Consider the following 12,992-nt stretch of genomic DNA (forward strand, 5'->3'; position numbering starts at 1 on the left):
TTATGCAGGGGCCATACCCAATGCAAGATCCAGAGCGACTACAAGTGTTAAACAGTGGCACGAACGTACCTTAATGTCGCATTTGTATAAAACTTGACGCATTTGACCGTTTGCGCGGCGTTTTTGTAGTGCAACTGGCGCACTTTAATGGTGCGTTAAAGCCTTGGGTTGCCCGTGAGTGGGGCGGGGTGTTACCTATTTATACCCCGTCCTTGACGGGTGTGTGGGGTTGAATGGGAGTGCTTATCGTTGCACTGGTATTGGTCGCGGGTTGCGAGTAGTACAAGGTGCAACTTTTCATTTCAGTGTGTAGGTCATCTCTGTAGGAGCTGCCGCAGGCTGCGATCTTTCTGGTAGCCACTGAAATGTTCAGAGAGCATAGATCAGGATCAAAAGATCGCAGCCTGCGGCAGCTCCTACAGGGATAAAAAAAGGCGATCACTTGGGTGATCGCCGTTTTTGTTCAGAGGTTATCTATTCAAGGCATCAGCACTTCAATCGATCCATCGGCCGTCATGCTGACCTGGCTGGTGCCGGCCTCAACTTCCGGCGTCACCGGAGCGGCGTCCATGCTGGCGGCTTTCATCATCATCGGCCCGCGCATGTACGGTTGCGGGTAACCAATGCTGTTGAAGTTCAGATTGACGATTTTGTAACCCTTGCCGCCCAGGGCATCGGTAGCCAATTGTGCACGGGCCTTGAAGGCCGTCACGGCCTCTTTGAGCAAGGCGTCTTCGCTGGCCTTGCGCGTAGGCGTGGCGATGGCGAAATCCATGCCGCCCATTTTCAGGTCGGTGAGCAGTTCGCCGGTCAGCTTCGACAGTGCGGCGAAGTCCGGGCTTTCCAGGCGCAGTTCGGCACGCTCGCGCCAGCCGGTGATTTTCTGGCCTTTGGCGTCGTAGATCGGGTAGCTGTTGCGACTGCCCTGGCGCAAGGTGATGTCCTTGACCTGCTTGGCCTGGGCCAGGGCCTTGTTCATGGTGGTGCTGACGTCCGCGGCGAGTTTGGCCGGGTCGGTATTCTGTTCTTCGGTGTAGAGGGTCACGATCATCAGGTCGCGAGCCACTTCCTGGCTGACTTCGGCGCGCAGGGAAATCTGGTTGTAATGCAGCTCGTCGGCGGCCAGGGCCGGAAGGGCGGCGAGGGTGCCGGCACTCAGGGCGAGGAGGGCGGCGCTGCGGCGGAATGTGTGCATGAAGGCTCCTAAGTGGGGGCGCAGGTTGATGGGCCGGGCCTGCGTGAAACCATCAGACTCTATGGAGCGGCGGCAAGTTTCAAGCGGCAGGCTGCAAGCTTATTACTGGATGTTTGCAGCTTTAAGCTTGCCGCTGCTTCTCTGTGTCCTTTTGCCGCACTTTCGCCTGCCAGCCCCCGCGCTTGGTTATACTCCCGTCGATCCGCCTGGAGCGCTCATCAGGAGAGCTCATGCTCGCCCCCGTTCAAATCACTTCCGCCACGCGCCAGAATCTCTGGCGGTTGACGTTCATCCGCACTTTGGTCCTGGCCGCCCAAGCCGGTTCCGTAGGCCTGGCCTACTGGCTCGAACTGTTGCCGTTGCCCTGGTTCCAACTGGCCGCGACCCTCGGCTGCTCGATGCTGCTGTGTGCCTTCACGGCCATTCGGCTGCGTACCAGCTGGCCGGTCACCGAGCTCGAATACGCGGTGCAGCTGGCCTGCGACCTGTTTATCCACAGTGCGTTACTGTATTTCTCGGGGGGGTCGACCAACCCGTTCGTCTCTTATTACCTGGTACCGCTGACCATCGCGGCAGTGACCTTGCCATGGCGTTACTCGGTGATTCTGTCGGGCATTGCCCTGGCCATGTATACCTTGCTGCTGGCGCGCTTCTACCCGCTGCAAACCTTCCCGATCGCCCGGGAAAACCTGCAGGTGTACGGAATGTGGCTGAGCTTCGCCCTGGCGGCGGCAGTGATCACGTTCTTCGCCGCGCGCATGGCCGAGGAGCTGCGTCGCCAGGAAGAGCTGCGGGCCATTCGCCGGGAAGAAGGCCTGCGCGACCAGCAACTGTTGGCCGTCGCTACCCAGGCGGCGGGCGCCGCCCATGAGCTGGGCACGCCGCTGGCAACCATGAGCGTGTTGCTCAAGGAGATGCAGCAGGATCATCCTGACCCGATGCTGCAGGATGACCTGAAGGTGCTGCAGGACCAGGTCAAGCTGTGCAAGGAGACCTTGCAACAACTTGTTCGGGCGGCTGAGGCCAATCGCCGGCTGGCGGTGCAGATGCAGGACGTCACCGACTGGCTCGACGAAGCGCTCAATCGCTGGCACCTGATGCGTCCGGAAGCCAGCTATCGCTTCCAGCGCCTGGGCCAGGGCACGGTACCGCGCATGGCGCCGCCGCCGGACCTGACCCAGGCGCTGCTCAATTTGCTCAACAACGCGGCGGATGCCTGCCCTGAAGGGCTGCAGGTGACCCTGGACTGGAATGCCGAGGACTTGACCATCAGCATCCGCGACCACGGTGCTGGTGTGCCGCTGGCCATCGCCGAGCAGATCGGCAAGCCATTTTTTACCACCAAGGGCAAAGGTTTCGGCCTGGGCCTGTTTTTGAGCAAGGCCAGCGTGACACGCGCCGGCGGCTCAGTGAAACTCTATAGTCATGAGGAAGGCGGCACGCTCACTGAGCTGCGCCTGCCCCACGGCGCCCGAGGAGACCAACATGAGTGACGAAATCCAAGTCGAAGGCGAAGAACTGCCGCATTTGCTGCTGGTCGACGATGACGCGACCTTTACCCGGGTGATGGCCCGCGCCATGGCCCGCCGTGGCTTCCGTGTCAGCACCGCCGGTTCCGCCGAAGAGGGGCTGACCATCGCCCAGGCCGATCTACCGGACTATGCCGCCCTGGACCTGAAGATGGATGGCGATTCGGGCCTGGTGCTGCTGCCCAAACTGCTGGAAATGGACCCGGAAATGCGCGTGGTGATCCTCACCGGTTATTCGAGCATTGCCACCGCCGTGGAGGCGATCAAGCGTGGCGCCTGCAACTACCTGTGCAAACCGGCCGATGCCGACGACGTATTGGCCGCGCTGTTGTCCGAACACGCCGACCTCGACAGCCTGGTGCCGGAAAACCCGATGTCCGTGGACCGCCTGCAGTGGGAACACATCCAGCGCGTGTTGACCGAACACGAAGGCAACATCTCCGCCACCGCCCGTGCCCTGGGCATGCACCGCCGCACGCTGCAGCGCAAACTGCAGAAGCGTCCCGTTCGTCGCTGAACCTGCGCTGAACGAATGCCGGCCGCTCCTCGCGACAAACCGAACCGATCATCTATGATCGGTTCGTGCATGTACTTTTCTTTATCGAGCCTTATCCATGAATCAGAACGCTGAATATTCCGCGGTCAATGATGCTGTGCGCGGGCAGTTTTTCCGAAAAGTTTGGGCGATGATCACGCCTTATTGGCAGAGCGAAGAAAAGGCCAAGGCCTGGACGTTGCTGATCGCGGTGATTGCGCTGTCGTTGATCAGCGTGGGGATCTCGGTGTGGTTCAACACCTGGTACAAGGACTTCTACAACGCCCTGCAGCAAAAGGACGAGGAGGCTTTCTGGCGGCTGATCCTGTATTTCTGCGCGATTGCCGCGGTGGCGATTGTCGGTGCGGTGTACCGGCTCTACCTGACGCAGATGCTGACGATTCGCTGGCGGGCGTGGCTCACCGAAAAGCATTTCGCCCGTTGGTTGGGCAATAAGAATTACTACCAGCTGGAGCAGGGCGGTTACACCGATAACCCGGACCAGCGCATTTCCGAAGACCTCAATAATTTCACGTCCGACACCTTGAGCCTGGGCGTCGGCCTGCTGCGCAATATCGTCAGCCTGGTGTCGTTCTCCATCATCCTCTGGGGGGTGTCGGGAAGCATCGAGGTGTTCGGGGTGACCATTCCCGGCTACATGTTCTGGTGCGTACTGGTCTATGCGGTGGTGGGTAGCTGGCTGACGCATTTGATCGGTCGTCGCTTGATCGGCCTGAATAACCGCCAACAACGCTTCGAAGCCGACCTGCGTTTCTCCATGGTGCGGGTTCGCGAGAATGCCGAAAGCATTGCGTTGTACAACGGCGAGCCCAATGAGAACCGCCGCTTGACCCATCGTTTCTCGATGGTCTGGCACAACTTCTGGGACATCATGAAAGTGTCCAAGCGCCTGACCTTCTTCACCTCCGGTTACGAGCAGGCGGCCATCATCTTCCCCTTCATGGTTGCTGCGCCACGTTACCTGGCCGGCAAGATCGAGCTGGGCGAGCTGATGCAGATAAGCTCGGCGTTCGGCAATGTCCAGGACAGCTTCAGCTGGTTTATCACCGCGTACCAGAGCCTCGCTTCATGGCGCGCCACCTGCGATCGCCTGCTCAGTTTCCGTCAGGCCATGACTGACAACGAGCAACGCGCGCCGGCCATTGACGTGCAGAACTCGGGCTCAGCCTTGAAGGTGCATAACCTGGGCCTCGACCTGGCTGACGGTCGCCACCTGTTGACCAGTGGCGACATGACCGTGCAGGAAGGCGAGCGCGTCATGCTCAGTGGTCGTTCCGGCAGCGGCAAATCGACCCTGCTGCGGGCAATGGGGCACCTGTGGCCGATGGGTCATGGCAGCATCCGCCTGCCGACGGCGCGTTATCTGTTCCTGCCGCAAAAACCGTACTTGCCGATTGGCACGTTGCGTGAGGCCCTGAGTTATCCACAGGCCGGCGATACCTATCCGAACGAGCGCTACGTGCACGTTCTGGAAACCTGTCGTTTACCGCACCTGGTGGCGCGTCTCGACGAAGCCAATCACTGGCAGCGCATGTTGTCGCCGGGTGAGCAGCAACGCCTGGCCTTTGCCCGTGCGCTGCTATATGCCCCGCAATGGCTGTACATGGACGAAGCGACTTCGGCGATGGATGAAGAAGACGAGGCGTCGCTGTATCAGGCACTGATCGATGAGTTGCCGGGCCTGAGCATTGTCAGCGTCGGCCATCGCAGCAGCCTCAAGCGCTTCCATCCGCGGCACATTCGTATCGAGAATGGCCATCTGGTGGACCAGACCGTGACTGCCTGAACCCCACAGTCCTCTGTAGGAGCGAGGCTTGCCCGCGAAGAACGATAACGCGACCTTAAATAGGCACCGTGTAACGACTTTCGCGGGCAAGCCTCGCTCCTACAGAGGCGAGGTGGTGGTGATCGTACAACCGCGTTGAGCTATGATGCGTTTTCAGCCGATTTTTTCGAGACAGATGTTCACCATGGAAAACCCGAACGACGCACCACGCCTCCCTCGCAAGCGCCGCAGCCTCGCTCAGGAACTGGTGACGGTGCTGTCCGAGCAGATCCGCGACGGTCACCTCAAGCGTGGCGACAAGTTGCCCACCGAGTCGGCGATCATGGATGCCCATGGCGTCAGCCGCACGGTGGTGCGCGAGGCGATTTCCCGTTTGCAGGCGGCCGGGCAGGTGGAAACCCGTCACGGCATCGGCACCTTCGTGCTCGATACCCCGAGCCCGAGCGGTTTCCGTATCGACCCGGCGACTGTGGTCACCCTGCGTGACGTGCTGGCCATCCTGGAACTGCGCATCAGCCTCGAAGTGGAGTCCGCCGGCCTCGCCGCGCAACGTCGCAGCCCCGAGCAGTTGGCACTGATGCGCGCGGCGCTGGATGCCCTCAATGAAAGCGTTTCCCATGCCAGCGATGCCGTGGCCTCGGACTTCCAGTTCCACCTGCAGATTGCCCTGGCGACCGGCAACCGCTACTTCACCGACATCATGACCCACCTGGGCACGAGCATCATCCCGCGTACCCGCCTCAACTCGGCGCGACTGGCCCATGACGATCAGCAGCACTACATGAATCGCCTCAGCCGCGAGCACGAAGAGATCTACGACGCCATCGCCCGCCAGGACTCCGATGCGGCGCGTGCGGCCATGCGTTTGCACCTGACCAATAGCCGCGAACGGCTGCGTCATGCCCATGAAGAGGCTGAGGCGCAGCGGGGGTAAGATTCCGGGTCAGGTAATCAATTGCCTGTCAGATCCTCTTCGCGAGCAGGCTCGCTCCCACAGTTGATCGTGGCGGTTCACAAGATGTGTGGCCGCAGGTGAGCCACTGTGGGAGCGGGCTTGCCCGCGAAGGGGCCATAAACCGATGCACACATCCTTCAGGCGCTCCGCCGATCGTTATTGAATCTTCCGACAACGTATCTCTATCAAGCCGTTGATCGCGAAACCTAACTCCATCCTCCTAGCATGTAAGCCCAGCAAACACGGGCGTTCACGCCTTCTTGTCGAACAATTTTCACCCCTGACGATGAAATGCAGTTGACGGTTGTATTTTAAGTTGTACGATGACCTACAACTTCAGCGCAGGCTGAACGGTTTTCTCACATAACGTCGCTACCCAGGGTGTTCGAATAATGAATCCACAAGAACTGAAGTCCATCCTCTCCTCCGGTCTGCTGTCTTTCCCGGTCACCGATTTCAATGCCCAGGGCGATTTCAACCGCGCTGGCTACATCAAGCGTCTGGAATGGCTGGCCCCATACGGCGCCTCGGCTTTGTTCGCCGCAGGCGGCACCGGTGAGTTCTTCTCTCTGGCGGCCAGCGAATATTCGGAAATCATCAAGACGGCCGTCGACACTTGCGCCACCAGCGTGCCAATTCTCGCCGGTGTCGGTGGTTCCACCCGCCAGGCCATCGAATACGCACAGGAAGCTGAGCGTCTGGGCGCCAAAGGCCTGTTGCTGCTGCCGCACTACCTGACCGAAGCCAGCCAGGACGGCGTTGCCGCCCACGTTGAAGCCGTGTGCAAATCGGTCAACATCGGCGTGGTGGTCTACAACCGTAACGTCTGCCGCCTGAACGCGCCGCTGCTGGAGCGTCTGGCCGAGCGCTGCCCGAACCTGATCGGCTACAAGGATGGCCTGGGTGATATCGAGTTGATGGTGTCGATCCGTCGCCGCCTCGGTGATCGCTTCACTTACCTGGGTGGTCTGCCGACCGCCGAAGTCTACGCCGCGGCCTACAAGGCCCTGGGTGTACCGGTCTACTCCTCGGCGGTGTTCAACTTCATTCCGAAAACCGCGATGGATTTCTACCACGCCATCGCTCGTGAAGATCACGCCACCGTCGGCAAGATCATCGACGACTTCTTCCTGCCATACCTGGACATCCGTAACCGCAAAGCCGGTTACGCGGTAAGCATCGTCAAGGCCGGGGCAAAAATCGCCGGTTATGACGCGGGCCCTGTGCGTGCGCCGCTGACCGATCTGACCGGCGAAGAGTACGAAATGCTCGCCGCGCTGATCGACAAGCAGGGTGCGCAATAACAACGATCAAACCGGAGCCGCTGAGCGATCAGCGGCTTTTTGCGTGAGGAGAACGACTCGTGACAAAGCGCTACGACAACTACATCAACGGTGAATGGGTCGCCGGTGCCGATTACTCGGTCAACATCAACCCGTCCGAACTGAGCGACGCCATTGGCGACTACGCCAAGGCTGACCTGACTCAGGTCCACGCCGCCATCGATGCCGCCCGTGCCGCATTCCCGGCATGGTCGGTTTCGGGCATTCAGGCCCGTCACGATTCCCTGGATAAGGTCGGTACCGAGATCCTCGCCCGTCGCGAAGAACTCGGCACCCTGCTGGCCCGGGAAGAGGGCAAGACCCTGCCCGAAGCCATCGGCGAAGTGACCCGCGCCGGCAACATCTTCAAGTTCTTCGCCGGTGAATGCCTGCGCCTGTCCGGTGACTACTTGCCGTCGGTGCGTCCGGGCGTCAATGTTGAAGTGACCCGCGAAGCCCTGGGTGTGGTCGGCCTGATCACTCCGTGGAACTTCCCGATCGCGATCCCTGCCTGGAAAATCGCTCCGGCCCTGGCCTACGGCAACTGCGTCGTATTGAAACCGGCTGATCTGGTACCGGGTTGCGCCTGGGCCCTGGCGGAAATCATCTCCCGCGCAGGCTTCCCGGCCGGTGTGTTCAACCTGGTGATGGGCAGTGGTCGCGTGGTTGGCGATGCGCTGGTCAACAGCCCGAAAGTCGACGGCATCAGCTTCACCGGCTCCGTGGGCGTCGGTCGTCAGATCGCCGTCAGTTGCGTGTCGCGCCAGGCCAAGGTCCAGTTGGAAATGGGCGGCAAGAACCCGCAGATCATTCTCGACGACGCCGACCTCAAGCAAGCGGTCGAGCTGTCGGTGCAGAGTGCGTTCTATTCCACCGGCCAGCGTTGCACGGCATCGAGCCGCTTCATCGTTACCGCCGGCATTCACGACAAGTTCGTCGAAGCCATGGCGGAGCGCATGAAGTCGATCAAGGTCGGCCACGCGTTGAAGGCCGGTACCGACATCGGTCCAGTGGTCTCGCAAGCGCAGCTTGAACAGGACATGAAATACATCGACATCGGCCAGTCCGAAGGTGCGCGCCTGGTCAGCGGCGGTGGTCTGGTGACCTGTGACACCGAGGGCTACTTCCTTGCGCCAACCCTGTTTGCCGACAGCGAAGCCTCAATGCGCATCAGCCGCGAAGAGATCTTCGGCCCGGTGGCCAACATCGTGCGCGTGGCCGATTACGAAGCTGCACTGGCCATGGCCAACGACACCGAATTCGGTCTGTCGGCGGGTATCGCCACCACTTCGTTGAAGTACGCCAACCACTTCAAGCGCCACTCCCAGGCCGGGATGGTGATGGTCAACCTGCCGACCGCCGGTGTGGATTACCACGTTCCGTTCGGTGGGCGTAAAGGTTCATCCTATGGATCACGTGAGCAAGGTCGCTATGCGCAAGAGTTTTACACGGTCGTAAAAACTGCCTACATCGGATCGTAACCCCACGCTGCACCCGCGCGAGGCCTTCGCCTGAGGCCTTGCGCGGCACAAGACCAAAGAATGTTTTACCCGCATAAAAATAATCAGTGGGAGTACATCTACATGCAATCGACCAAGAAGCCGACTCATGTCCGCTATTTGATCCTGCTCATGCTGTTTCTGGTGACCACGATCAACTACGCCGACCGCGCCACCATCGCCATCGCCGGTTCCAGCTTGCAAAAAGACCTTGGCATTGACGCGGTTACCCTTGGCTACATCTTCTCTGCATTCGGTTGGGCCTACGTGGCCGGGCAAATTCCCGGTGGCTGGCTGCTGGACCGTTTCGGTTCGAAAAAAATCTATGCGCTGAGCATCTTCACCTGGTCGCTGTTCACGGTGTTGCAGGGTTATGTCGGCGAGTTCGGCATGTCCACGGCGGTGGTTGCGCTGTTCATGCTGCGCTTTTTGGTCGGTCTGGCCGAAGCGCCGTCCTTCCCCGGCAACGCGCGCATCGTCGCGGCCTGGTTCCCCACCGCTGAACGTGGCACCGCTTCGGCGATCTTCAACTCGGCGCAATACTTTGCCACCGTGTTGTTCGCGCCGCTGATGGGCTGGATCGTCTATAGCTTCGGCTGGCAGCACGTGTTCATCGTCATGGGCGTGATCGGCATCATTTTCTCCGGCATCTGGCTGAAAGTGATCTACAGCCCGCGCGAACATCCGATGATCAACGACGCCGAGTTCAAGCACATCGCCGATAACGGTGGCATGGTCGACATGGATCAGACCAAGGGCAAAGGTGCAAAAGGCGACGGTCCGAAGTGGGACTACATCCGCCAACTGCTGACCAACCGCATGATGCTGGGTGTGTACCTGGGCCAGTACTGCATCAACGGCATCACTTATTTCTTCCTGACCTGGTTCCCGGTGTACCTGGTTCAAGAGCGCGGCATGACCATCCTCAAGGCCGGTTTCATCGCCTCGTTGCCGGCGATCTGCGGCTTCATCGGTGGCGTGCTTGGCGGGGTGATTTCCGATTACCTGCTGCGCAAGGGCCATTCCCTGACCTTCGCCCGCAAGGCGCCGATCATCGCTGGCCTGCTGGTGTCCAGCAGCATCGTGGCCTGCAACTACGTGGATGTTGAATGGATGGTCGTGGGCTTCATGGCCCTGGCGTTTTTCGGTAAAGGCGTGGGTGCATTGGGTTGGGCGGTGGTGTCCGATACTTCACCGAAGCAGATCGCCGGTCTCAGCGGTGGCCTGTTCAACACCTTCGGCAACCTGGCGTCGATCACCACGCCGATCGTCATCGGCTACATCATCAGTTCCACCGGTTCGTTCAAATGGGCGCTGGTGTTTGTCGGTTGCAACGCACTGGTCGCGGTGTTCAGCTATCTGGTGATCGTCGGTCCGATCAAGCGTGTGGTGCTCAAGGAGCCGCCGGTAAACGGTCCTGAAGCATCCGGTAAATTGTCTCAAGCGCATTCCTGAGGAGCGGCGTCATGCAGTTGATTGAACATTCCGATTCGCCGCGCTACATCCGCCTGCACGAGCGGGACAACGTGGTGATCGTGGTCAATGACCAGGGGGTGCCGGCCGGTACCGAGTTTTCCGATGGCCTGGTTACCGTCGACTTCGTGCCACAGAGCCACAAGGTCACCCTGGAAGATATTCCCGAGGGTGGCCGGGTGATTCGTTACGGGCAGGTCATTGGCTACGCCCTGCAGCCAATTCCGCGTGGCAGTTGGGTCAAGGAAGATCAACTGCGCATGCCGACCGCGCCACCGCTGGACAGCTTGCCGCTGTCCACCGAAGTGCCGGCCGCGCAGGCACCGCTGCAAGGCTATACCTTCGAGGGTTATCGCAACGCCGATGGTACGGTGGGCACGCGCAATATTCTCGGGATCACCACCACGGTGCAATGCGTGACCGGTGTGCTGGATCATGCGGTCAAGCGCATCAAGGACGAGCTGCTGCCCAAGTACCCGCACGTCGATGACGTGGTGGCACTGACCCACAGCTACGGCTGTGGCGTGGCGATCACCGCCACCGATGCTTACATCCCGATCCGCACCGTGCGCAACCTGGCGCGCAACCCGAACCTGGGCGGCGAGGCGTTGGTGATCAGCCTGGGCTGCGAGAAATTGCAGGCCGGGCAGGTGATGCACGAAGGCGATGCCTCGGTGGATCTGAGCGAGCCGTGGCTGTATCGCCTGCAGGATTCCAGTCACGGTTTTACCGAGATGATCGAGCAGATCATGGAACTGGCTGAAACCCGTTTGAAGAAGCTCGATCAACGTCGCCGGGAGACCGTGCCGGCGTCCGAGCTGATCCTGGGCATGCAGTGTGGTGGCAGCGATGCGTTTTCCGGGATCACCGCCAACCCGGCCCTGGGCTATGCCTCGGACCTGTTGTTGCGTGCGGGTGCGACGGTGATGTTCTCCGAAGTCACCGAAGTGCGCGATGCGATCTACCTGCTGACTTCCCGCGCGCAAACCAAAGAGGTCGCCCGGGAACTGGTGCGGGAAATGGACTGGTACGACCGTTACCTGGCCAAGGGCGAGGCGGACCGCAGTGCCAACACCACACCGGGCAACAAGAAGGGCGGTTTGTCGAACATTGTCGAGAAGTCCCTGGGTTCGATCGTCAAGTCCGGTAGCAGTGCCATCACCGGCGTGCTCGGCCCTGGCGAGCGGTTCAAGGAAAAAGGCCTGATCTTCTGCGCCACCCCGGCCAGTGACTTTGTCTGCGGGACGCTGCAGTTGGCGGCGGGGATGAACCTGCACGTGTTCACCACCGGCCGCGGCACGCCTTACGGGCTGGCCATGGCGCCGGTGGTGAAGGTATCGACCCGGACCGAACTGGCGCAGCGCTGGCCGGACCTGATCGACATCGACGCCGGGCGTATCGCTACAGGGCGGGCGTCCATCGAGGAGCTGGGCTGGGAGTTGTTCCACTACTACCTTGATGTGGCCAGTGGCAAGCAGCAGACGTGGGCGGAGCGGCACAAGCTGCATAACGACATTACGCTGTTCAATCCTGCGCCTATCACCTGAGACCGCGTTATCGTTCTTCGCGGGCAAGCCTCGCTCCTACAAATCCGTGCCGTGCACATTTTTGCGCACGACACGGACCTGTAGGAGCGAGGCTTGCCCGCGATGACGGTGTTCCAGACGCCGGAGTCCTCAGTGGCTTATCATTAGCCCCCTAACGACGCCCACCTCAAGGTCATCTCCGGCATGCTGGCAATTTTCCTCGAAACCCTGAACATCACCGCGCCGGTGTTCGCCATGCTGTTTCTGGGGGTGTTGCTCAAGCGCATCGACTGGATCAACGACAACTTCATCCACACCGCCTCGTCCCTGGTGTTCAACGTCACCATGCCGGCGCTGCTGTTTCTGGGCATCCTGCATGCCGACCTGCACGCCGCATTGCAACCGGCACTGCTGATCTACTTCTCCCTCGCGACCCTGGTGTGCTTTGCCATTGCCTGGGGCTGGGCGATCTTCCGGTGCCCGCGCGAAGACCGGGGGATCTACACCCAGGGTGCGTTTCGCGGTAACAACGGCGTGATCGGCCTGGCACTGGCCGCGAGCATGTACGGCGACTACGGAATTTCCCTCGGGGCGATTCTGGCAGCGCTGGTGATTCTGTTCTACAACACGCTCTCGACCATTGTGCTGGCGGTGTACAGCCCGGTGATCAAGTCCGACCCATGGAGCATTTGCAAAAGCGTGTTCAGCAACCCGCTGATCATCAGCGTGATTGCAGCGGCGCCCTTTGCTTATTTCAACATCGGCTTGCCCGGATGGCTGGAGACGTCCGGCCAGTATCTGGCGCAAACCACCTTGCCGTTGGCGTTGATCTGCATCGGCGGCACGCTGTCGCTGGCGGCGATGCGAAAAAGTGGCTCGATGGCGCTCAGTTCAAGCCTGGTGAAAATGCTCGGCCTGCCCATTCTGGCGACCCTGGGTGCGTGGCTCTGGGGCTTTCGCGGTGCGGAGCTGGGGATTCTGTTCCTGTACTTCGGCAGCCCGACCGCCGCCGCCAGCTTCGTCATGGCCCGGGCAGCGGATGGCAATCATGAACTGGCGGCGGCGATCATCGTGATCACCACGTTGATGGCGGCGGTCACCACCAACATCGGGATCTTTTTATTGCAGTGGGGTGGGTGGATCTAGCGCCG

The 12,992-nt window shown here is 60.5% G+C and carries 10 protein-coding genes; 9 read left to right on the plus strand and 1 reads right to left on the minus strand.

Annotation, left to right across the window (positions count from 1 at the left end):
• Positions 1–478: 478 nt before the first annotated feature.
• Positions 479–1,195: an SIMPL domain-containing protein gene (locus OH720_RS03775; RefSeq protein WP_272604613.1), complete on the minus strand. Its 717-nt coding sequence runs from the start codon at positions 1,193–1,195 to the stop codon at positions 479–481.
• A gap of 230 nt (positions 1,196–1,425) precedes the next feature.
• Here OH720_RS03775 and OH720_RS03780 point away from each other — a divergent pair, with 230 nt between their 5' ends.
• From OH720_RS03780 to OH720_RS03820, 9 genes are all read left to right on the plus strand, one after another.
• On the plus strand, positions 1,426–2,688 hold the full coding sequence (locus OH720_RS03780; protein WP_008057482.1) for an ATP-binding protein: 1,263 nt from the start codon (positions 1,426–1,428) through the stop codon (positions 2,686–2,688).
• Entirely contained in the window at positions 2,681–3,241 is a 561-nt protein-coding gene (locus OH720_RS03785; RefSeq protein WP_008057484.1) for a response regulator transcription factor, read from the plus strand. The genes OH720_RS03780 and OH720_RS03785 overlap by 8 nt, the downstream gene beginning before the upstream one ends.
• A 97-nt stretch (positions 3,242–3,338) precedes the next feature.
• Complete coding sequence (locus OH720_RS03790; protein ID WP_272604614.1) at positions 3,339–5,066, plus strand: ABC transporter ATP-binding protein/permease; 1,728 nt, start codon at positions 3,339–3,341, stop codon at positions 5,064–5,066.
• Between the two features lie 184 nt (positions 5,067–5,250).
• On the plus strand, positions 5,251–6,000 hold the full coding sequence (locus OH720_RS03795) for a FadR/GntR family transcriptional regulator (RefSeq protein WP_175391458.1): 750 nt from the start codon (positions 5,251–5,253) through the stop codon (positions 5,998–6,000).
• A gap of 413 nt (positions 6,001–6,413) precedes the next feature.
• Positions 6,414–7,325: a 5-dehydro-4-deoxyglucarate dehydratase gene (gene kdgD / locus OH720_RS03800; protein ID WP_008057490.1), complete on the plus strand. Its 912-nt coding sequence runs from the start codon at positions 6,414–6,416 to the stop codon at positions 7,323–7,325.
• 59 nt (positions 7,326–7,384) lie between these two features.
• On the plus strand, positions 7,385–8,824 hold the full coding sequence (locus OH720_RS03805; RefSeq protein ID WP_272604615.1) for an aldehyde dehydrogenase family protein: 1,440 nt from the start codon (positions 7,385–7,387) through the stop codon (positions 8,822–8,824).
• A 102-nt stretch (positions 8,825–8,926) separates the two neighbouring features.
• Complete coding sequence (locus tag OH720_RS03810) at positions 8,927–10,297, plus strand: MFS transporter (protein WP_008057499.1); 1,371 nt, start codon at positions 8,927–8,929, stop codon at positions 10,295–10,297.
• 11 nt (positions 10,298–10,308) lie between these two features.
• Positions 10,309–11,862, plus strand: coding sequence for a galactarate dehydratase (garD, locus tag OH720_RS03815; RefSeq protein ID WP_272604616.1), 1,554 nt, complete (start codon positions 10,309–10,311; stop codon positions 11,860–11,862).
• A gap of 183 nt (positions 11,863–12,045) precedes the next feature.
• A complete protein-coding gene (locus tag OH720_RS03820; protein WP_008057505.1) occupies positions 12,046–12,987 on the plus strand; it encodes an AEC family transporter in 942 nt (313 codons plus the stop codon).
• Positions 12,988–12,992 lie beyond the last annotated feature (5 nt).

This window comes from Pseudomonas sp. WJP1 (assembly GCF_028471945.1).
Taxonomy (GTDB): domain Bacteria; phylum Pseudomonadota; class Gammaproteobacteria; order Pseudomonadales; family Pseudomonadaceae; genus Aquipseudomonas.